Genomic DNA, 21,294 nt, shown 5'->3' with positions numbered 1-21,294 from the left:
CCCTGGGAGACGCGAACGCCCGGCCCGGAGTTTCCCGGGCCGGGCGTTTCGTCACCGGGCTGTCACTCGGACGCCCGGGAGGGGAGCTACTTCACGACCGTCAGCGGCAGGAGCTTCTTGCCGGTGGGGCCGATCTGGATGTCCAGGTCGAGCTGGGGGCACACGCCGCAGTCGAAGCACGGCGTCCAGCGGCAGTCCTCGACCTCGGTCTCGTCGAGGGAGTCCTGCCAGTCCTCCCACAGCCAGTCCTTGTCCAGGCCGGAGTCCAGGTGGTCCCAGGGCAGGACCTCCTCGTAGGTCCGCTCGCGGGTGGTGTACCAGTCGACGTCCACGCCGAAGGCGGGCAGCGTCTTCTCGGCGCTCCGCATCCAGAGGTCGTAGCTGAAGTGCTCGCGCCAGCCGTCGAAGCGGCCGCCGGACTCGTAGACCTCGCGGATGACGGCGCCGACCCGGCGGTCACCACGGGAGAGCAGGCCCTCGACGATGCCGGGCTTGCCGTCGTGGTAGCGGAAGCCGATGGAGCGCCCGTACTTCTTGTCGTCGCGGATCTTGTCCCGGAGCTTCTTCAGCCGGGCGTCGGTGTCCTCGGCGCTGAGCTGCGGGGCCCACTGGAAGGGGGTGTGCGGCTTGGGCACGAATCCGCCGATGGAGACGGTGCAGCGGATGTCGTTCTGCCCGGAGACCTCGCGGCCCTTGGCGATCACGTTGACCGCCATGTCGCCGATCTGGAGGACGTCCTCGTCGGTCTCGGTGGGCAGGCCGCACATGAAGTACAGCTTCACCTGGCGCCAGCCGTTGCCGTAGGCGGTGGCGACCGTGCGGATCAGGTCCTCCTCCGAGACCATCTTGTTGATGACCTTGCGCATGCGCTCGGAGCCGCCCTCGGGGGCGAAGGTGAGACCGGACCTGCGGCCGTTGCGGGTCAGCTCGTTGGCCAGGTCCACGTTGAACGCGTCGACGCGGGTGGAGGGCAGCGAGAGGCCGATCTTGTCGTCCGTGTACCGGTCGGCGAGGCCCTTGGCGATGTCACCGATCTCGGTGTGGTCGGCGGAGGAGAGCGACAGAAGGCCGACCTCCTCGAAGCCCGTGGCCTTGAGGCCCTTCTCGACCATCTCGCCGATGCCGGTGATGCTTCGCTCCCGCACGGGGCGCGTGATCATGCCGGCCTGGCAGAAACGGCAGCCGCGGGTGCAGCCGCGGAAGATCTCGACGGACATCCGCTCGTGGACGGTCTCGGCGAGGGGGACGAGGGGCTGCTTGGGATACGGCCATTCGTCGAGGTCCATGACGGTGTGCTTGGACACGCGCCACGGCACGCCGGACTTCTGGGGCACGACACGGCCGATGCGGCCGTCGGGCAGGTACTCGACGTCGTAGAAGCCGGGGACGTAGACGCCGCCCGTCCTCGCGAGACGGAAGAGCACCTCCTCGCGGCCGCCGGAGCGGCCCTCGGCCTTCCAGGCGCGGATGATCTCGGTGATCTCCAGGACGGCCTGCTCGCCGTCGCCGATGACCGCGCAGTCGATGAAGTCCGCGATCGGCTCGGGGTTGAACGCGGCGTGGCCGCCCGCCAGCACGATCGGGTGGTCGACGGTGCGGTCCTTGGACTCCAGCGGGATGCCCGCGAGGTCCAGGGCGGTGAGCATGTTGGTGTAGCCGAGCTCGGTGGAGAAGCTCAGGCCGAACACGTCGAACGCGCCGACGGGACGGTGGCTGTCCACGGTGAACTGGGGCACCTTGTGCTCGCGCATCAGCTCCTCGAGGTCGGGCCACACGCTGTACGTGCGCTCGGCGAGGACGCCGTCGCGCTCGTTGAGCACCTCGTAGAGGATCATGACGCCCTGGTTGGGGAGACCGACCTCGTAGGCGTCCGGGTACATGAGGGCCCAGCGGACGTCGCATTCGTCCCACGGCTTGACGGTGGAGTTGAGCTCACCGCCGACGTACTGAATGGGCTTCTGCACATGCGGGAGGAGTGCTTCGAGCTGCGGGAAGACCGACTCGGCAGACATCTGAGGACCTTCGTAGCTGGCAGGGGTGACCATCAAGCGTAACCCGGTGCTCAGCCTTTCAGCGCCGCCCGCAGTCCCGGCCGCGACGCCCGCGCCCAGACCTCGGGCAGCTCGCGTTCCCGTTCCGCCGCCGCGGCCTCCTCGTGCCCGTACAGCAGGCCCCAGGTGAACGCGGACTCCCCCGCGCCGTGGGCCTGGACCGCGAGGGTGCGCAGGGCGTCCCTGGCGACGACGCTGTCCTGGTGGTCGCCGAGGACCGACTGCACGGACTTCATCCGTTTGGCGAACTTCCTGGCGGGCTTCCCGATCGCCGGCCTGGCGGCCTCTGCGGCGTAGCGGACGCGCTTGGCGGCCTTGCGCGCCTCGTGCATGGCCACGTCGCGCTCCTCCCCCGGGTCGCGCTCCAGCGCGTGCCCGATGCGGGTGGCGAGGCGTTCGTAGTCCTTGAGTACGGCGCGGGGCAGGACGTCGCGCGGCGGCCGCGCGGCAGCGGGGCGCAGGGGCGGGTCGGCGAGGAGGGCGTCCAGGGAGTCCAGCAGGGCCAGATAGCGGTCCGCGTCGAGCACGGAGGCGACGCGTCGTCGTGAACCGGCGCGCCGCGCGACGGAGGTGAGCTTCAGCCGGGCGCTGACGGGACCCAGCAGAAGGGGGGCGGGCAGCCCGGCGACCTGGGAGCGCAGGCGTGCGTCGAGGACTTCCTGGTCGCGGTCGACCCCGAGTTCGGCGGCGAGCCACTTGAGGTCGTCGCGGAGGGGGTCGGTGACCCTCCGGTCGAGGATCCCGCGGTACGTCCTGAAGGCGCTGCGCAGCCGGCGGGTGGCGACCCGCATGCGGTGCACGCTGTCGGGCAGGTCGCGGCGCACGGCCGGATCGAGCTCGACGAGGGCCGTGACCTGCCGGCGTACGTAGGCGAGCACATGGTCGCCCGCGGTGCGCGGGGACGGCTGCTTCGCCTTCTTCGGGCGCGGCGCGGCGGGGGCGGTCTCGGCCAGCGCCCTGGCGAGCTTGGACGGTGCGGCGGAGGGCCTGATGCCGGCCTTGCGGAGCCGCCGCTCGACGGCGTCGAGGACGGCGGGGTCGGCGTCGTCGGCCAGCTCGACCTCCAGCTCGGTCCACGCCGACGTGGTGCCGTGGCCCGCTTCGGTGAGGCGCTCCGCGAGGACCTCGTCGACGCTGAGCTCGGCGAGCAGGGTGCCGTCCTCACCGAGGAGGTGGTGGACGTCCCGGGCGGAGAGTATCCGGACGACGGGGGTCACCGGGGTGGTCCGCACCCGGGAGCGGAGCAGCTCGCCGAGGCCGGGCGGGAGGGCGTCGCTGAGCGGGGCCCGGATCTCGTCGCGGACGTCGGCGGAGACCGGGATCTTGAGGTGCCATCCGGCGTCGTTCCCGCCCGTCCTGCGGCGGAGCGTGAGGGAGTCCGCGGCGAGGCGGAAGTCCTCGGTGTCGTAGTAGACGGCGTCGAGCTCGCTGAGCCCGCGGTGGACGACCTCCGAGACCCCGGCCGCACGGGTCAGGTCGGGCAGCCGGGTTTCCGGGGTCGCTTCGTACTTCCGCTCGACCTCGCGCTTCGAGTCCGCCATATCTCGAACCTATCCGCGATGCCGGCGGATATGCAGAGCGGAGCGGTCAGGCTGACATCGGACGTTGCACCTTGATCGACTGGAGGAGTCCGACGGCCACCCAGACGGCGAACATCGACGAGCCTCCGTACGACACGAACGGCAGCGGCAGACCGGCCACCGGCATGATCCCGAGGGTCATCCCGATGTTCTCGAAGGACTGGAAGGCGAACCAGGCGATGATGCCGGCGGCCACGATCGTCCCGTACAGCTCCGTCGTCCCCCGCGCGATGCGGCAGGCGCGCCACAGGACGACGCCGAGCAGGACGATGATCAGTCCGGCTCCGAGGAAGCCGAGCTCCTCCCCCGCGACGGTGAAGACGAAGTCGGTCTGCTGCTCGGGGACGAACTGGCCCGTCGTCTGGGAGCCGTTGAAGAGCCCGGTGCCCGTGAGCCCGCCTGAACCGATGGCGATGCGGGCCTGGTTGGTGTTGTAGCCGACGCCTGCCGGGTCGAGCGCCGGGTTGGCGAAGGCCGCGAAGCGGGCGATCTGGTAGTCGTCGAGGACGCCGAGCTGCCAGACGGCCACCGCGCCCGCCGTCCCCGCGCCGAGGAGTCCGAAGACCCAGCGGTTGGAGGCGCCGGAGGCCAGGAGCACACCGAGCACGATGACGGCCATGACCATGACGGAGCCGAGGTCCGGCATCAGCATGACGACGGCCATCGGGACGAGGGCCAGGCCGAGGGCCTTGGCGACGGTCCGGTGGTCGGGGTGCAGCTGGTCGCCCGCGTCGACGCGGGCGGCGAGCAGCATGGCCATGCCGAGGATGATCGTGATCTTGGTGAACTCGGAGGGCTGGAGGGAGAAACCGCCCGGAAGGAGGATCCAGGCGTGCGCCCCGTTGACGGTGGCGCCCAGCGGGGTGAGGACCGCGAGGACGAGCAGCACCGACAGCCCGTAGAGCACCGGCACCGCTCCCCGCAGGGTGCGGTGCCCGAGCCAGATGGTGCCGACCATCAGCGCGAGGCCGATGCCGGTGTTGAGCGCGTGCCGGAAGAGGAAGAAGTACGGGTCGCCGTGGGTGAGGGACTCACGGCCCCGGGTCGCCGACCAGACCAGCAGCGAGCCGACGAAGGACAGCGCGACGGACGATCCGAGCAGGGGCCAGTCCAGCCGCCGCACGACGGAGTCGCGGGCGGTGAGCTTGGCCCAGAGGGTGCGTTCCTCGGGGGCGTAGCGCGAGACGGAGAAGCCCGCCATCAGTCACGCCTCCCCACGGTCGCGGGCAGGGCGCCCGCGAGTGCCTGTGTGCCGTCGTCGACGGGCGCGGGGGTGTACGGCTTGATCTTGGGCGACTCGATCTGTCCGTCCGGCTTGATCTTGGGCAGGGTCTTCTGCGGCTTGGGCAGGAGCGCCTTCTTGAGGTCCTGCTTGCCGCCGGCGTCGAGTCCGTAGAGCGCGTTGTAGATGTTGCGCACGGCGGGCCCGGAGGCTCCGGAGCCCGTACCACCCTGGGAGATCGTCATGACGATCGAGTAGTCCTTGGTGTACGTGGCGAACCAGGAGGTCGTCTGCTTGCCGTAGACCTCGGCCGTGCCCGTCTTGGCGTGCATCGGGATCTTGTCCTGGGGCCATCCGCCGAACCTCCAGGCGGCGCTTCCCCGGGTCGCGACTCCCGCGAGGGCTTCGTCTATCTTGTCGCGCGTGTCCGCCTTGAAGGGCAGCTTGCCGTGGGACTGGGGCGCGATCTCCTGGACGGTCTTGCCGTCGCCGCTGACGATCGCCTTGCCGACGGTCGGGTCGTACAGGGTGCCGCCGTTGGAGATCGCTGCGTAGATGGTCGCCATCTGGATCGGGGTGACGAGGGTGTCACCCTGGCCGATCGAGTAGTTGACGGAGTCACCGGCGCGCATCTTGTTGCCCTCGATGCAGCCTTCGTACGCGATCTTCTCGACGTACGTGCCGTCCTTCTTGCCCTGCTTGCACCAGGACGCCTTGTTGGCGTCGTAGAAGTCCTGCTTCCACTGGCGGTCGGGGACGCGGCCGGAGACCTCGTTGGGGAGGTCGATGCCGGTCTCCTTGCCGAGCCCGAACTGGTGGGCGGTCTTGTAGAACCAGTCCGCCGGGTTCTTCTTCGGCTTGTTGCCGCCGTCCTTCGCCCACTCCTTGTGCGCCAGGCCGTAGTACACGGTGTCGCAGGAGACTTCGAGGGCGCGGCCGATGGTGATGGAGCCGTAGCCCTGGGACTCGAAGTTCTTGAAGGTCTGGCCGCCGATGGAGTACGAGCTCGGGCACGGGTAGTTGCCGTCGAAGTCGTATCCGGCGTTGACCGCGGCGGTCGAGGAGATGACCTTGAAGATCGACCCGGGTGCGGCGGTCCCCTGGATGGCGCGGTTCAGCAGCGGGAAGTTGGACTTCTTGCCGGTGAGCTTCGCGTAGTCCTTGGCGGAGATGCCGCCGATCCAGGCGTTGGGGTCGTACGTCGGCAGGGAGGCCATCGACACGATGCGGCCGGTCTTGGCCTCCATCACGACGACGGCGCCGGAGTCGGCCTTGTACAGCTCGTTGGTGTTGCGGTCCATCTCCTTGCGGGCCGTCTCCATCGCCTGGTTCAGCTCGTACTCGGCGACGGCCTGGACCCGGGCGTCGATGGAGGTGACGACGCTGGCGCCGGGCTCGGCCTCGTCGTTCTGCGCCTGCCCGATGACGCGGCCGAGGTTGTCGACCTCGTACCGGGTGACGCCGGCCTTGCCGCGCAGCTCCTTGTCGTACGTGCGCTCAAGGCCGGAGCGGCCGACCTGGTCGGAGCGGAGGTACGGCGAGTCGGTGTCCTGGGCCTTGGTGACCTCTTCGTCGGTGACCGGCGAGAGGTAGCCGAGGACCTGGGCGGTGTTGGCCTTGCCGGGCGCGGCGTAGCGGCGTACGGCGGTGGGTTCGGCGGTGATGCCGGGGAAGTCCTCGGCGCGCTCACGGATCTGGAGGGCCTGCTGCGTGGTGGCCTCGTCGGTGACCGGGATCGGCTGGTAGGGCGAACCGTTCCAGCAGGGCTGCGGGGTCTTGGCGTCGCAGAGCCGGACTTTGTCCAGGACGTCCTTGGGCTTCATGTCCAGGACGCCGGCCAGCCGGGTGAGGACACCGATGCCGTCGTCCTTCATCTTCATCAGCTCGGTACGGCTCGCCGACACGACCAGACGCGTCTCGTTGTCGGCGAGGGGCACCCCGCGCGCGTCGAGGATGGCTCCCCGGACGGCGGGCTGCACGACCTGCTGCACGTGGTTGTTCTTGGCCTCGTCGGTGTACTCCTGGCCGTTGCGGATCTGGAGGTACCAGAGCCGGCCGCCGAGCGTCAGGAGCAGGGAGAAGACGAGGACCTGGATCACGACGAGACGGATCTGGACCCGCTGGGTCCGGCCCGTCTCCGGAATGTTGCTCACAGGGCGCCCCCGGTACTGGTGGGTCGGGCGGGGGTACGGGGGTCGCCCCCGGAAGGAAACAGCCTCACAGCCGCTTGACCCCCTTGATCCTTCCTGCGCGTGAAGCGCGGCTGCGGGCCGCCCTCAGGCGCATCCCGTTCCGCTGGCTGCCGATCCGCAGCCCGGTGCCGGTGGCCAGCCAGCCGGCGGCGACGTCGCCGCTGCCGGAGCTGTCGGCCACCGGGTCGTTCTCGGTGCGTCTCGCCAGCGCCATGATCAGCGGGACGGTGAACGGCGCGAGGAGCAGGTCGTACACCGCGGCGGTGAAGAGCAGGCTGCCCAGGCCCACATGGCGGGCGGCCGTGTCGCCGACGAGGGCGCCGACACCGGCGTACAGCAGGGTCGATCCGAGCGCCGCGGCGACGACGAAGGCCATCGGGGTGAAGGCGGACTTGAGCTGGCCGTTCTCCGGCCGCGCCAGTCCCGCGAGGTAGCCGATGACGCAGAGGACCAGGGCGTAGCGTCCGGCCGCGTGGTCGGCGGGCGGTGCCAGGTCGGCGAGGAGGCCCGCGCCGAAGCCGATGAGGGCGCCGCTGACGTGCCCGTACACGAAGGCGAGTCCGAGGACGACGAGGAGCAGCAGGTCGGGGGTGGCCCCGGGGAGCTGGAGGCGGGCGAGGACGGAGACCTGAATGACGAGGGCGACCACGACCAGGGTGACGGAGAGCAGCGTCCGGTTGAAGCGCATGGGGATCAGCTCTATTCCTGGTCGTTCGCCGCGTCGCCGGCGGCCGTGTCGGCGTCGCCGGAGGCGTCCGGGGAGGCGCCGGGGGAAGCGGACGCGTCGGGTTTCTCGTTGACGTTCCCGACGACCTTCCCCTCGGCGTCGACGAGGTCGCCGTTGGGCTGGACGGTGACCGTGACGGTCGGGGTGGGCTTGGGCTTCTCCGGCTTCTTGGGCTGCTTCGGCAGGACCATGTCGCGGGGGTCCTCGCGGGGCGCCTGGACGACGATGCCCACGACGTCGAGCTTGGTGAAGCCGACGAAGGGGCGGACGAAGACGGTCCGGGTGAGGTCACCGCCGGACGGGTCGACGCGGACGACCTCGCCGACCGGCACGCCGGGGACGAAGGGCTTGTCCTTGCTGGAGCCGAAGGTGACCAGCCGGTCGCCCTTCTTCACGTCGGCCTTGCCGTTGAGGAACTGGACCGACAGCGGCCGGGAGCCCTGCCCGGTGGCGAAGCCGAGCTCGTCGGTCTTCTCCATCCGGGTGCCGACGGTGAAGTCGGGGTCGTTGGCCAGCAGGACGGTCGAGGTGTTCGGGCCGACGGTGGTGACGCGGCCGACGAGTCCTTCGCCGTTCAGTACGGTCATGTCGCGCTTGAGGCCGTCGTTGGCACCGGCGTCGATGGTGATCGTCCAGGAGAAGCCCTGGGCCGCTCCTATGGCGATGACCTCGGCGGCCTTGATGCCGTACTGGCCGGCCCCGGCGCTCTTCAGCATGGTGTCCAGCTGACGGACCTTGCTGGTGTTGCGGTCGTCGCTGCCGAGCTTCGTCTTCAGCGCTGCGTTCTCGTGCTCCAGTGCCGCGATCCGGTCGTGCCGGTCACCGGAGTCCCGTACGGCGCCGATGGCGTTGCCCACCGGGTCCACCGCCGCCGAGACGCCGTTCTCGACCGGCCCGAAGACCGTGGCGGCGGCCTGCCGGGCTCCGTCCACCGGCGACTCCTCGCCACCGCGGATATCCACCGTGATCAGGGCGAATGCGATGGCGATCAGCAGCACCAGGAGCAGCCGGCTCTCTCGTGTGTCCCTCACGTGCGGCGGCCGTGCCTTCCTCGTCGGAATGTTCGTGCCTGTATACCAACGTTCCGCCGTACGGGACGGCAGTGCCCGTACGGCGGAACATCGTGTTCTACCGTCGGGGCTGGGCGTCCAGCACCTGCTGGAGCGCCTCGAACTCCTCGACGCACTTGCCGGATCCGAGTGCCACCGAGTCCAGCGGGTCCTCGGCGATGTGGATCGGCATGCCCGTCTCGTGGCGCAGCCGCTCGTCGAGTCCGCGCAGGAGCGCGCCGCCACCGGTGAGGACGATGCCGCGGTCCATGACGTCGCCCGAGAGCTCCGGCGGGCACTTGTCGAGCGTCGTCTTCACGGCGTCGACGATCGCGTTGACCGGCTCCTCGATGGCCTTGCGCACCTCGGTCGCGGAGATGACGACGGTCTTGGGCAGGCCCGAGACCAGGTCGCGTCCGCGGATCTCGGTGTGCTCGTCCTTCTCCATCTCGAAGGCCGAGCCGATCGTGATCTTGATCTGTTCGGCGGTGCGCTCACCGAGGAGGAGGGAGTACTCCTTCTTGATGTGCTGGATGATCGCGTTGTCCAGCTCGTCACCGGCGACCCGGATGGACTGGGCAGTGACGATTCCGCCGAGCGAGATCACCGCGACCTCGGTGGTGCCGCCACCGATGTCGACGACCATGTTTCCGGTGGCCTCGTGGACCGGCAGGCCGGAGCCGATGGCCGCGGCCATGGGCTCCTCGATGATGTGCACCTGGCGCGCGCCGGCCTGCGTGGACGCCTCGATGACGGCGCGTCGCTCGACCCCTGTGATGCCGGAGGGCACACAGACAACGACCCGGGGGCGGGCCAGGTAGCGGCGCTTGTGGATCTTGAGGATGAAGTAGCGGAGCATGCGCTCCGTGATCTCGAAGTCGGCGATCACGCCGTCCTTCAGGGGCCGCACGGCAACGATGTTGCCCGGTGTGCGGCCGATCATCTTCTTTGCCTCGGCTCCGACCGCCAGGATTCCGCCGGTGTTGGTGTTGATGGCCACGACGGACGGCTCGTTCAGAACGATGCCGCGCCCCCTGACGTACACCAGCGTGTTGGCAGTCCCGAGGTCGATAGCCATGTCACGGCCGATGAACGACATTGAGTTCCCCTTGTTCCCCATGAGGATGCGTCGGGCCTTCCCAAGAAGCGAAGAATGGCTTGTTCCAGGTAGGCGAGGGTTGGCGCTGCGGGCGTGGAAGCTTCCATCGTAGTGCCGTATGCACGGACACAGCGCGAGGGTCCTTCGCCATGACGAGCGGAACGGCTGCCCGTTCCACCCATGGTGACGTTACGTCGGAGGGATGCGTTCCCGCGAGACGTGACCCTATGCCGAAGGGCGACCGAATTACTTCGGTCGCCCAGGTCATGAGCGCTGATTGGCGGAGCCGAAGTCAGGAAAGTCCGGGAAAGAACAGCTTGAGTTCTCGCTCTGCGGACTCCTCGGAGTCCGAGGCGTGGATGAGGTTCTCCCGGGTGATGGAGCCGAAGTCACCGCGGATCGAGCCGGGCGCGGCGGCGATCGGGTCGGTCGGGCCGGCCAGGGCGCGGACGCCCTCGATGACTCGCTCGCCTTCGGCCACCAGAGCGACGACGGGGCCGGACGCCATGAACTCGACGAGCGGCTCGTAGAACGGACGGCCCTTGTGCTCGCCGTAGTGCTGCTCCAGGGTCGCCTGGTCGAGCGTGCGCAGCTCCAGCGCGGTGATCGTCCAGCCGGCCTTGCGTTCGATGCGGCCGACGATCTCGCCGATCAGCCCACGCCGGACGGCGTCGGGCTTGAGAAGGACGAGGGTGCGCTGAGTCATGTACGGCTCCTTGCAGACTTCCGGTGCGGGTGAGGGCGAGATTACAGGGGTACGCGAACGGCCCTACGGCCGGGTTTACGCTGCGTCATCCTTGGGCCGGGGCCTCGGCGCTCTCCTGTGCCTCGGCCTGGGCCGCCCACCGCGCCTTGGCCTCGTCGATCCTGCGGCCGTAGTGCACCGAGGCCCACCACAGGGCCGCGAAGATCACGCCCAGGATGAACATCATCGGGACGAAGAAGCCGCTGAGCACCAGCACGATCTGGAGCGCCCAGCCGAGCTGTACGCCACCCGGCCGGGTGATCACACCGCAGAGCAGGACGGACAGCAGCATGCCGATGCCGCAGACCGTCCAGACCGTGGCCATGGACAGGTCGTCGGACTTCATCGCCACGAGGCCGGCGAAGCCGATGACGAAGAACTCACCGATCAGCGTCGAAGCACAGAGCGTACGCACAGGTCAGCGCCTTCCCAGGAGCAGCCGGGCCTCGCCGACCGTGATCACGGACCCGGTCACCAGGACTCCGGCGCCCGCGTATTCGGCCTCTTCCTCCGCAAGGGTGATCGCCGCCTCCAGGGCGTCGTCGAGGCGGGGCTCGACCTGGACGCGTTCGTTGCCGAAGACTTCGACGGCGACGGCGGCGAGCTCGTCCGCGTCCATGGCGCGCGGGCTGGAGTTCTGGGTGACGACGACCTCGGCGAAGATCGGCTCGAAGGCTTCGAGGAGCCCCCGGACGTCCTTGTCGCCGCTCGTGCCGACGACCCCGATGAGCCGGGAGAAGCTGAACGCCTCGGAGACACCCTCGGCGGCGGCGAGGGCGCCGGCCGGGTTGTGCGCCGCGTCCAGGACGACGGTGGGGCTGGACCGCACGACCTCCAGGCGGCCCGGCGAGAGCACCGAGAGGAAGGCCTTGCGGACCGCTTCCACGTCCAGGCTGCGGGCCTGCTCCGCGCCGATCCCGAAGAACGCCTCGACGGCCGCCAGTGCCACGGCCGCGTTGTGCGCCTGGTGCGCCCCGTAGAGCGGAAGGAAGATGTTGTCGTACTCGCCGCCGAGGCCCCGGAGGGTCAGCAGCTGGCCGCCGACCGCGATCTCGCGGGAGACGATGCCGAACTCCATGCCCTCGCGGGCGACCGTGGCGTCCACCTCGACGGCCTTCTTCAGCATGACCTGCGCGGCGTCGACCGGCTGCTGGGCCAGGATCACCGTGGCGTCCTGCTTGACGATGCCGGACTTCTCACCGGCGATCTCGGCGGCGGTGGAGCCGAGGCGGTCGGTGTGGTCCAGCGAGATCGGGGTGACGACGGCGACCGAGGCGTCGATGACGTTCGTCGCGTCCCAGGTGCCGCCCATGCCGACCTCGACGACCGCGACGTCGACCGGCGCGTCGGCGAAGGCCGCGTACGCCATGCCCGTCAGCACCTCGAAGAACGAGAGGCGGTAGGGCTGCTGGGCGTCGACCATCTCGACGTACGGCTTGATGTCGTTGTACGTCTCGATGAACCGCTCGGGGTCGATCGGGGCGCCGTCCAGGCTGATCCGCTCGGTGATCGACTGGACGTGCGGGGAGGTGTAGCGGCCGGTGCGCAGATCCAGGGCGTTCAGCAGGGCCTCGATCATGCGGGCCGTGCTGGTCTTGCCGTTGGTCCCGGTGATGTGGATCGAGGGGTAGGCGCGCTGGGGCTCGCCCAGCACGTCCATCAGAGCCGCGATGCGGGTCACCGAGGGTTCGAGCTTCGTCTCGCCCCAGCGTCCGGCGAGCTCCTGCTCCACCTCGCGCAGCGCCCGGTCGGTCTCCGGGTCGGAGGGGCGGTCGGGGACCGCCTCGCCCTGGGGCGGACCCGACTGGGTGCGCAGCGTCCGGCTCCCGGCCTCGATCACCGCCAGGTCGGGGTCGCGCTGGGTCTCTTCGTCGACGATCTCCGCGAAGGCGTCGTCGGGGTCGGACGCGTCGTGCCGGTCTGAAGGGCGGGGCTCACTCACAGGGCCAGTCTACGGATGGCCGCGGACATCGCGCGCAGCGCCCGCCGCCGCGCTCCCCCGGGACACGGCGAAGCCCCCGCGCTCCCGGTCGGTCGGGGGCGCGGGGGCTCCGTGATCAGAGGATCAGCCCTGCGGCAGGTTCGCCAGCTGGGCGGTGATCCGCTCGATGTCGGACTCCGCCTTGGCGAGCCGGCCACGGATCTTGTCGACCACGTTGTCCGGGGCCTTGGCCAGGAAGGCCTCGTTGCCGAGCTTGCCGGTGGCCTGGGCCTTCTCCTTCTCGGCGGCGCCCAGGTCCTTCGAGAGCCGCTTGCGCTCGGCCTCGACGTCGATGGTGCCGGACAGGTCAAGGGCGACCCTGGCTCCCGCGACCGGCAGCGTCGCCGTGGCGTGGAAGCCCTCGCCTGCGGGCTGCAGACGCAGCAGCTGGCGGATGGCCGCCTCGTGCGGGGCGAGCGCCGTCCCGGTGACGGTCAGCTCGGCCGGGACCTTCTGGCCGGGCTGGAGCCCCTGGTCGGAGCGGAAGCGCCGGACCTCGGTGACGACCTGCTGGACGAGCTCGATCTCCTTCTCGGCGGCCTCGTCGCGGAATCCGCTGTCGGCCGGCCAGTCGGCGACGACGACGGACTCCTGACCGGTGAGGGTCGTCCAGAGCTCCTCGGTCACGAACGGGACGATCGGGTGCAGCAGCCGGAGCGTGACGTCCAGGACCTCGCCGAGGACCCGGGCCGAGACCTTGGCCTGCTCGCCGCCCGCGAAGAAGGTCGTCTTGGACAGCTCGACGTACCAGTCGAAGACCTCGTCCCACGCGAAGTGGTAGAGGGCGTCGCTGAGCTTGGCGAACTGGTAGTCCTCGTAGAACGCGTCGGCGTCGGCGACCGTCTTGTTCAGCCTCGACAGGATCCACCGGTCGGTGGCCGAGAGCTGCTCGACGGGCGGGAGGTCACCCTCCACCGTCGCGCCGTTCATCATCGCGAAGCGGGTGGCGTTCCAGATCTTGTTGGCGAAGTTGCGGGAGGCCTGGACCCAGTCCTCGCCGATCGGGACGTCGGTGCCGGGGTTGGCGCCCCTGGCGAGGGTGAAGCGGACGGCGTCGGAGCCGTACGTGTCCATCCAGTCCAGCGGGTCGACGACGTTGCCGAAGGACTTCGACATCTTCTTGCCGCGCTCGTCACGGACCAGACCGGTGAGCGCGATCGTGCGGAACGGGGCCTCGCCGTCCATGACGTACAGGCCGAACATCATCATCCGGGCGACCCAGAAGAAGATGATGTCGTGGCCGGTGACCAGGACGTCGGTCGGATAGAACTTCTTGAGGTCCGGGGTCTCCTCGGGCCATCCGAGGGTGGAGAACGGCCACAGACCGGACGAGAACCAGGTGTCCAGGACGTCGGAGTCCTGCGTCCAGCCCTCACCCGTGGGCGGCTGCTCGTCGGGGCCGACGCAGACGACCTCGCCCTCGGGGCCGTACCAGACGGGGATGCGGTGGCCCCACCAGAGCTGGCGCGAGATGCACCAGTCGTTGAGGTTGTCGACCCAGTCGAAGTACCGCTTCTCCATCTCCTTGGGGTGGATGTCGACCCGGCCGTCACGGACCGCGTCACCGGCGGCCTTCGCGAGGGTCTCGACCTTGACCCACCACTGGAGCGACAGCCGGGGCTCGACCGTCGTGCGGCAGCGGGAGCAGTGGCCGACGGAGTGGACGTACGGACGCTTCTCCGCGACGATCCGGCCCTGCCCGCGCAGCGCGCCGACGATGGCCGAACGGGCCTCGAAGCGGTCGAGGCCCTCGAACGGGCCGGCGACGGTGATGACGCCCCGCTCGTCCATGACGGTCATCGACTCCAGGCCGTGCCGCTGGCCGATCGCGAAGTCGTTCGGGTCGTGGGCGGGGGTCACCTTGACGGCACCCGTGCCGAACTCCGGGTCGACGTGGTGGTCGGCGACGACCGGGATCGTGCGGTCGGTGAGCGGCAGCTTGATCCGCCTGCCGATGAGGTGTGCGTACCGCGCGTCGTCCGGGTGGACCGCGACGGCGGTGTCCCCCAGCATCGTCTCGGCGCGGGTGGTGGCGACGACCAGCGTGTCCTCGCCCTCGCCGTACCGGATGGAGACCAGTTCGCCGTCGTCGTCCTGGTAGTCGACCTCGATGTCGGAGATCGCGGTGAGACAGCGCGGGCACCAGTTGATGATGCGCTCGGCGCGGTAGATCAGGCCGTCGTCGTACATCTTCTTGAAGACGGTCTGGACGGCGGCGGAGAGGCCCTCGTCCATGGTGAAGCGCTCACGGGACCAGTCGACGCCGTCGCCGAGGCGGCGCATCTGGCCGAGGATCTTGCCGCCGTACTCTTCCTTCCACTGCCAGACGCGCTCGACGAACTCCTCGCGCCCCAGGTCGTGGCGGGACTTGCCCTCCTCGCCGAGCTGCTGCTCGACCTTGTTCTGGGTGGCGATGCCGGCGTGGTCCATGCCGGGCAGCCACAGCGCCTCGAACCCCTGCATCCGCTTACGGCGGGTCAGGGCGTCCATGAGCGTGTGCTGGAAGGCGTGGCCCAGATGGAGGGAACCGGTGACGTTGGGCGGCGGGATGACGATCGTGTACGGGGGCTTCTCGCTCTCCGGGTCCGCCGTGAAGTAACCGCGCTCTACCCAGCGCTCGTACAGCTTCCCCTCTACATCGGCCGGCGCGTACTGGGTCGGCAGTTCGGGGGTGCTGGCTGGCTGCTGCGCTGCGTTCTCGGTCACGGCACACAGTTTAGGGGCGTCACAGTCGTGCACTGAAACCGGTTTGTTCAGTAACGGTGTGCGCCCGGATGCCCAATGCGAGCGCCGCTTCCGTCAGGATGTTCGGAACGCATAAGCATTCTGGAGGGGACAGCGCAATGAGCTACAACCAGCCGGGCCCGTACGGCGGGCAGCCGCCGCAGGGCCAGCCCGGACCGTACGGCCAGCAGCCGGGCCCGTACGGGCAGCAGCCGGGCCCCTACGGCGGCCCGCCCCCGCAGGGCCAGCCGCAGGGGCAGCCCGGCTACGGCTACCCGCAGCAGGCCCCCCAGGGCGTCCCGCCGCAGCAGCAGCCCCCGCAGGGCTACGGCTACCCGCAGCAGCAGCAGCCCGGACCGTACGGCCAGCAGCCGCCCACCCCGCCGTACGGCGGCCAGCAGGCGTACCCGGGCATGCCGCCGCAGCCGGGCGCCCCGAAGAAGAAGACGGGCCTGATCATCGGCGCGGCCGTGGTGGCGCTGGCGGTCGTGGCGGGCGGCGTGTACTTCCTGACGTCGGGCGGGGGCAACGGCGATGTGGCCGACTCGACCAAGGGGTACAAGCTGACGCCGGCCGCTTCGGTGGACGACTACAAGAAGGACGCCACGAAGACGTCCTCGGACACGCTGACGAGCAAGGAGAAGACAGAGGCCGCGGCCCTGGGCATCAAGGGCCCCCACAAGGCCGAGGCCCAGTACGCGAGTGGCGAGCTCGAGAAGAACCCGCTCACGACCAAGATGCTGATGCTCTTCGGTTACTGGGGCGAGGTCTCCGACCCCGCGAAGGCACTCGACGGCATGTTCGCGCAGGCCAAGATGGGAATGGCCGCGAACGACGATGCGACGACCTCCCTGGTGGGCAGCCCGAAGGAGGTCACGCCCGCCGGCTTCGAGGGCGCGCTGATGAAGTGCCAGGACATGAAGGTCGTCAACGACGAGGCCGACGGCAGCGTGGCGAACGGCCCCAAGGAAATGACCATGCCGGTCTGCATCTGGTCCGACTACAGCACCGTCGGCGCGGTCATCGGCGTCGACATCGGCGCGGCCATGACCAACAAGTCCATGTCGCAGGACGAGGTGGCGGCTCTCACGGCCAAGATCTACAACACCTCCCGCACCAAGGTCTGATCCCGCCCAACGCGAAGGGGCGCCCGGCCGGTGGCCGGGCGCCCCTTCGGCGTCTGTGGTGCGCTGCCGCTACGCGGACTTCTCGTGGCGGCCGCCGTCGTTCTTGCCGATCGTGCGCGGCTCGCGCGGGACCAGCGTCGGGTTGACGTTGTTGCGCACGACGTCCGGGGTGATGACCACGCGGGCCACGTCCTTGCGGGACGGGACGTCGTACATCACGGACTGGAGGACTTCCTCCATGATGGCGCGCAGACCGCGCGCGCCCGTCTGCCGGAGGATCGCCTGGTCGGCGATGGCTTCCAGCGCCTCGCGCTCGAAGTCCAGCTCCACACCGTCGAGTTCGAACAGCCTTTGGTACTGCTTCACCAGCGCGTTGCGCGGCTCGACCAGGATCTGGAGCAGCGCCTCGCGGTCCAGGTTGTGGACCGAGGTCAGCACGGGGAGGCGGCCGATGAACTCGGGGATCATCCCGAACTTCACCAGGTCCTCCGGCATGACCTCCTGGAACTGGTCGCTCGCCTGGATCTCCAGCTTGGACCGGATCGTGGCCCCGAAGCCGATGCCCTTGGCGCCGGCCCGCGACTCGATGATCTTCTCCAGGCCCGAGAAGGCACCGCCCACGATGAACAGGACGTTCGTCGTGTCGATCTGGATGAACTCCTGGTGCGGGTGCTTCCGTCCGCCCTGCGGCGGCACGGAGGCGGTGGTGCCCTCCAGGATCTTCAGCAGGGCCTGCTGGACGCCCTCGCCCGATACGTCGCGCGTGATCGACGGGTTCTCGCTCTTGCGGGCGACCTTGTCGATCTCGTCGATGTAGATGATGCCGGTCTCGGCCTTCTTGACGTCGTAGTCAGCGGCCTGGATCAGCTTCAGCAGGATGTTCTCGACGTCCTCGCCGACGTAGCCGGCCTCCGTCAGCGCCGTCGCGTCCGCGATGGCGAACGGGACGTTGAGCATGCGGGCCAGCGTCTGCGCGAGGAGCGTCTTGCCGGAGCCCGTGGGGCCCAGCAGCAGGATGTTGGACTTGGCGAGCTCGATCGCGTCGTCGCGATTCGTGCCGCCGCCGTTCTCCCCGGCCTGGACCCGCTTGTAGTGGTTGTACACAGCGACCGAGAGGGCCTTCTTCGCGGGCTCCTGCCCGACGACGTACCCCTCGAGGAACTCGTAGATCTCGCGCGGCTTGGGGAGCTCCTCCCACCGCACCTCGGAGGTCTCGGCGAGCTCCTCCTCGATGATCTCGTTGCAGAGATCGATGCACTCGTCGCAGATGTACACACCGGGTCCCGCGATGAGCTTCTTCACCTGCTTCTGGCTCTTTCCGCAGAACGAGCACTTGAGCAGGTCGCCGCCATCACCGATGCGTGCCACGAGGTGCTTCCCCTTCGCCTGGGAGCAGCCTGGTTCAGCGGCTCCTGGTGCCTCTATCCGACGGTACCTTGCCTGGCCCCCCGTTCGGGCCCCCCTTGGCACGGTTCACACGGCCGGGGCCGTGCGGTTGGAATGTGCCAAGGGGAAAGACCGACGTCAGACGGACGCGCCTGCGGTGGTCTTACGGGTGGACACGATCTGGTCCACCAGACCGTACGCGAGTGCGTCGTCCGCCGTAAGGATCTTGTCGCGCTCGATGTCCTCGCGGATCTTCTCCAGCGCGGTGGTGGAGTGCTTGGCCAGCATCTCCTCGAGCTGGGTGCGCATCCGCAGGATCTCGTTGGCCGCGATCTCCAGGTCGGAGAGCTGCTCACGGCCGGTCTGCGAGGACGGCTGGTGGATCAGCACACGGGCGTGCGGGAGCGCCATGCGCTTGCCCGGGGTGCCGGCGGCCAGCAGGACGGCGGCGGCGGAGGCGGCCTGGCCCATGCAGACCGTCTGGATGTCCGGCTTCACGAACTGCATCGTGTCGTAGATCGCGGTGAGCGCGGTGAACGAGCCGCCGGGGCTGTTGATGTAGATCGAGATGTCACGGTCCGGGTCCATCGACTCCAGGCACAGCAGCTGCGCCATGACGTCGTTGGCCGAGGCGTCGTCGATCTGGACGCCGAGGAAGATCACGCGCTCCTCGAAGAGCTTCGCGTACGGGTCGTACTCACGCACACCCTGCGAGGTGCGCTCCACGAAGCGCGGGACGACGTAGCGGTTGTCCACCTGCGGGCCGGTGTAGAGGCCGCTCGCGGAGGCGCCGGAGAAGTTGTTCATGTGGGTCTTCACCATCCTGGTGGCGTATCTGTGGGCTGGAGGTCTCGGCGTACGAGAGGGTGCGGGGTGCTGCACGCCCGGATCAGGCGCCGGTGCCGCCGCCGCCCGGGATGCCCGACGCGACCGAGATGATCTCGTCGATGAGGCCGTAGTCCTTGGCCTCCTCGGCGGTGTACCAGCGGTCGCGGTCGCCGTCGCGGATGATCGTCTCCACGGTCTGGCCGGAGTGGTGGGCGGTGATCTCCGCCATCCGCGTCTTCGTACGGAGCAGGTACTGCGCCTGGATCTTGATGTCCGAGGCCGTACCGCCGATGCCGGCCGAACCCTGGTGCATGAGGATGTCGGTGTTGGGGAGCGCGAAGCGCTTGCCCGCGGTGCCGCCGGTGAGCAGGAACTGGCCCATCGAGGCCGCCATGCCCATACCGATGGTGACCACGTCGTTCGGGATGTACTGCATGGTGTCGTAGACCGCCATGCCCGCAGTCACCGAGCCGCCGGGGCTGTTGATGTAGAGGTAGATGTCCTTGTCGGGTTCCGCGGCAAGGAGCAGAAGCTGTGCGGTGATCTTGTTGGCGATGTCATCGTCGACCTGCTGACCGAGGAAGATGATGCGCTCGCCGAGCAGTCGGCTGTAGACCTGGTCACCGAGGCCTCCACCGAGGGACGGCTCTCCGGCGGCGTAGGGCATCAGATTCGTCACGTATCCACCTGCTCGTCTCTGACGGCTCCGGCCGTCTCAGCGTCTTCGTACCGGGTGGGCCGGGACTACCCGACCCTTCCTCTTCATGGACCCTAACGCGCAGGTGGGACAACGCCATCCCGCTTCCCCAACTGTTCGCTGGGAGCGCAAGGTGAGCAGTCCCCGCAAGGGTTCCCGGGCGCGTTCCCGGTGCGCCGCCGGGGGCTCCCGGGGATCCGAACGCGCTCCGGGGGAGCTTCCGGGCCGGCTCTCCCGGGAGGCGCGCGGGACGATACGACGACGGGCCCCGGACTGGTTGCGTCCGGGGCCCGTCGTGCGGATCAGATCAACGAGCGGAGCGGGGCTCAGGCCTCGTTCTTCTCGTCCTTCTTCTCGTCGGCTGCCTCGGTGCCCTCGGCGGCCTCGACCGCTTCGGTGGCCTCCTCGGTGCCCTCGGCCGCCTCGTCCTCGTCCTCGAGCTCGACGATCTCACCGTTGGTGTCGACGACCTTGGCGGCCTCGACGACCACGGCGAGCGCCTTGCCGCGGGCGACCTCGCCGACGAGCATCGGCACCTGGCCGCCTTCGACGACGGCCTGGGCGAACTGGTCGGGGCTCATGCCGGAGGACTGCGCACGCCGCATGAGGTGCTCGGTGAGCTCCTCCTGGTTGACGTTCAGCTTCTCCTTGTTGACGAGCTCGTCGAGGATGAACTGGGTCTTGATGCCCTTGATCGCCTGCTCGGAGGTCTCGTTCTCGAACTCCTCCAGGGTCTTGCCCTGGATCTCGAGGTACTTCTCCAGGTCGAGACCCATCTGGCCGAGCTGGTGGTGCTCCAGGTTGTGCTTGCGGGTCTGGACCTCGTCCGCGAGGAGCTTCTCGGGGATCGGGACCTCGGCCAGCTTCAGCAGCTCCTCGAGGACACGCTCCTGGGCCTGCGTGGCCTGGTCGTACTGCTTGGTGTTCTCGAGGCGCTTGCGGCTGTCCTCGCGCAGCTCGGCGAGCGTGTCGAACTCGCTCGCCATCTGCGCGAAGTCGTCATCCAGCTCGGGCAGTTCGCGCGAGGCGACGGCGGTGACCTTGACGGTGACCTCCGCTTCCTTGCCCTCGGCGGAGCCGCCCTTCAGCTCGGAGGTGAAGGTGGCCTCGCCACCGGCCTCCAGACCGGTCACGGCCTCGTCGATGCCGTCGAGGAGCTCGCCGGAACCGATGGTGTACGAGACACCCGCGGCCACGCCGTCCTCGAGGACCTCTCCGTCGACCTTGGCCTCCAGGTCGATGGTCACGACGTCGCCCTCGGCGGCGGCGCGCTCGACCGGGTTGGTCGAGGCGAAGCGCTCGCGGAGCTGCTCCACGGCCTTCTCGACCTCTTCGTCGGTGACTTCGAGTGCGTCCACGGTGACCTCGATGCCGGAGTAGTCCGGGATCTCGATCTCGGGACGGACATCCACCTCGGCGGTGAAGGCCAGCAGTTCGCCATCCTTGAGCTCGGTGATGTCAACCTCGGGCTGACCCAGAACGTTGAGCTCACCCTCGTTGACAGCCTCGGTGTAGAACTTCGGAAGGGCGTCGTTGACGGCCTCCTCCAGCACAGCACCACGGCCGAACCGCTGGTCGATGACGCGGTTGGGGATCTTGCCCTTACGGAAGCCCTTCACCGTGACCTGCTGGTTGATCTTCTTGTACGCCGCGTCGAGGCTGTCCTTGAGCTCCTCGAAGGGCACCTCGATGCTGAGCCGAACCCGAGTCGGGTTCAGGGTCTCCACGGCGCTCTTCACGGTTCGGTCTCCTTGGTGGCTGACTTCTTGGGGTTCTGCTGGGCCGCCGAGAGGCGGCTTCGCGGATCGAGCCCGGTACATCAGACACACGGGCACGCAATTTGCATAGTAACGGCAAGGGGGAGCACTCCCACAATGCGATCTTGC

Annotated in this window: 16 protein-coding genes; 1 reads left to right on the top strand and 15 read right to left on the bottom strand. The window is 69.0% G+C overall.

The genetic code is table 11. The annotated features are described in order from the left end of the window. Positions 1–86: 86 nt before the first annotated feature. The 11 genes from ACZ607_RS01080 to ACZ607_RS01030 all read right to left on the bottom strand — a co-directional run bounded on the left by ACZ607_RS01080 (position 87) and on the right by ACZ607_RS01030 (position 15,352). Entirely contained in the window at positions 87–2,012 is a 1,926-nt protein-coding gene (locus ACZ607_RS01080) for a TIGR03960 family B12-binding radical SAM protein (protein ID WP_469730478.1), read from the bottom strand. A 50-nt stretch (positions 2,013–2,062) separates the two neighbouring features. Next, on the bottom strand, positions 2,063–3,592 hold the full coding sequence (locus tag ACZ607_RS01075) for a CYTH and CHAD domain-containing protein (protein WP_469730477.1): 1,530 nt from the start codon (positions 3,590–3,592) through the stop codon (positions 2,063–2,065). Between the two features lie 46 nt (positions 3,593–3,638). Then, positions 3,639–4,832 (bottom strand): rod shape-determining protein RodA, encoded by a 1,194-nt coding sequence (gene rodA / locus ACZ607_RS01070; protein ID WP_469730475.1) that lies wholly within the window; start codon positions 4,830–4,832, stop codon positions 3,639–3,641. After that, the gene (mrdA, locus tag ACZ607_RS01065) at positions 4,832–7,006 is read right to left on the bottom strand and encodes a penicillin-binding protein 2 (RefSeq protein ID WP_469730473.1); all 2,175 of its coding nucleotides are present in this window, start codon (positions 7,004–7,006) and stop codon (positions 4,832–4,834) included. The genes rodA and mrdA overlap by 1 nt, the downstream gene beginning before the upstream one ends. 64 nt (positions 7,007–7,070) lie before the next feature. Next, a complete protein-coding gene (mreD, locus tag ACZ607_RS01060; protein ID WP_469730472.1) occupies positions 7,071–7,733 on the bottom strand; it encodes a rod shape-determining protein MreD in 663 nt (220 codons plus the stop codon). A gap of 11 nt (positions 7,734–7,744) precedes the next feature. Continuing rightward, on the bottom strand, positions 7,745–8,803 hold the full coding sequence (mreC, locus tag ACZ607_RS01055; RefSeq protein WP_469730470.1) for a rod shape-determining protein MreC: 1,059 nt from the start codon (positions 8,801–8,803) through the stop codon (positions 7,745–7,747). 97 nt (positions 8,804–8,900) lie between these two features. Continuing rightward, positions 8,901–9,920 carry a rod shape-determining protein gene (locus ACZ607_RS01050; protein WP_073746922.1) on the bottom strand — a complete coding sequence of 340 codons (1,020 nt, stop codon included), beginning with the start codon at positions 9,918–9,920 and terminating at the stop codon, positions 8,901–8,903. Between the two features lie 292 nt (positions 9,921–10,212). Beyond that, a complete protein-coding gene (ndk, locus tag ACZ607_RS01045) occupies positions 10,213–10,626 on the bottom strand; it encodes a nucleoside-diphosphate kinase (RefSeq protein ID WP_469730468.1) in 414 nt (137 codons plus the stop codon). Positions 10,627–10,711: 85 nt separating this feature from the next. Beyond that, positions 10,712–11,080, bottom strand: coding sequence for a DUF4233 domain-containing protein (locus ACZ607_RS01040; RefSeq protein WP_382982259.1), 369 nt, complete (start codon positions 11,078–11,080; stop codon positions 10,712–10,714). Positions 11,081–11,083: 3 nt separating this feature from the next. Then, positions 11,084–12,607, bottom strand: a complete 1,524-nt coding sequence (folC, locus tag ACZ607_RS01035) for a bifunctional tetrahydrofolate synthase/dihydrofolate synthase (protein WP_469730465.1) — start codon at positions 12,605–12,607, stop codon at positions 11,084–11,086. A 123-nt stretch (positions 12,608–12,730) separates the two neighbouring features. Further along, positions 12,731–15,352 (bottom strand): valine--tRNA ligase, encoded by a 2,622-nt coding sequence (locus ACZ607_RS01030; protein WP_469730463.1) that lies wholly within the window; start codon positions 15,350–15,352, stop codon positions 12,731–12,733. Between the two features lie 137 nt (positions 15,353–15,489). Between ACZ607_RS01030 and ACZ607_RS01025 the strand changes: the two genes are divergently transcribed. Further along, complete coding sequence (locus ACZ607_RS01025) at positions 15,490–16,497, top strand: hypothetical protein (RefSeq protein ID WP_469730461.1); 1,008 nt, start codon at positions 15,490–15,492, stop codon at positions 16,495–16,497. Between the two features lie 69 nt (positions 16,498–16,566). On the opposite strand, the gene clpX is transcribed toward ACZ607_RS01025, so the two are convergent. The 4 genes from clpX to tig form a co-directional block, all read right to left on the bottom strand. Next, complete coding sequence (gene clpX, locus ACZ607_RS01020) at positions 16,567–17,865, bottom strand: ATP-dependent Clp protease ATP-binding subunit ClpX (RefSeq protein WP_469730459.1); 1,299 nt, start codon at positions 17,863–17,865, stop codon at positions 16,567–16,569. A gap of 156 nt (positions 17,866–18,021) precedes the next feature. Then, positions 18,022–18,705 carry an ATP-dependent Clp protease proteolytic subunit gene (locus ACZ607_RS01015; protein ID WP_469730457.1) on the bottom strand — a complete coding sequence of 228 codons (684 nt, stop codon included), beginning with the start codon at positions 18,703–18,705 and terminating at the stop codon, positions 18,022–18,024. A 67-nt stretch (positions 18,706–18,772) separates the two neighbouring features. Further along, entirely contained in the window at positions 18,773–19,378 is a 606-nt protein-coding gene (locus tag ACZ607_RS01010; RefSeq protein WP_031091967.1) for an ATP-dependent Clp protease proteolytic subunit, read from the bottom strand. 356 nt (positions 19,379–19,734) lie between these two features. After that, positions 19,735–21,147: a trigger factor gene (gene tig, locus ACZ607_RS01005; protein WP_469730455.1), complete on the bottom strand. Its 1,413-nt coding sequence runs from the start codon at positions 21,145–21,147 to the stop codon at positions 19,735–19,737. Between the last annotated feature and the right edge of the window lie 147 nt (positions 21,148–21,294).

This window comes from Streptomyces sp. NPDC104381, assembly GCF_055583745.1.
The sequence above is the reverse complement of the archived record's forward strand: the minus strand, read 5'-3'. Positions and strand labels throughout refer to the sequence as shown.

Bases quoted from the DNA above. Each gene is read 5' to 3' on its own strand.
- ACZ607_RS01025 (WP_469730461.1), top strand. From the start codon at position 15,490: ATGAGCTACAACCAGCCGGGCCCGTACGGCGGGCAGCCGCCGCAGGGC.
- ACZ607_RS01080 (WP_469730478.1), bottom strand. From the start codon at position 2,012: ATGTCTGCCGAGTCGGTCTTCCCGCAGCTCGAAGCACTCCTCCCGCAT.
- ACZ607_RS01050 (WP_073746922.1), bottom strand. From the start codon at position 9,920: ATGTCGTTCATCGGCCGTGACATGGCTATCGACCTCGGGACTGCCAAC.
- ACZ607_RS01010 (WP_031091967.1), bottom strand. From the start codon at position 19,378: ATGCCCTACGCCGCCGGAGAGCCGTCCCTCGGTGGAGGCCTCGGTGAC.
- rodA (WP_469730475.1), bottom strand. From the start codon at position 4,832: ATGGCGGGCTTCTCCGTCTCGCGCTACGCCCCCGAGGAACGCACCCTC.
- ACZ607_RS01015 (WP_469730457.1), bottom strand. From the start codon at position 18,705: ATGGTGAAGACCCACATGAACAACTTCTCCGGCGCCTCCGCGAGCGGC.
- mreD (WP_469730472.1), bottom strand. From the start codon at position 7,733: ATGCGCTTCAACCGGACGCTGCTCTCCGTCACCCTGGTCGTGGTCGCC.
- ndk (WP_469730468.1), bottom strand. From the start codon at position 10,626: ATGACTCAGCGCACCCTCGTCCTTCTCAAGCCCGACGCCGTCCGGCGT.
- ACZ607_RS01075 (WP_469730477.1), bottom strand. From the start codon at position 3,592: ATGGCGGACTCGAAGCGCGAGGTCGAGCGGAAGTACGAAGCGACCCCG.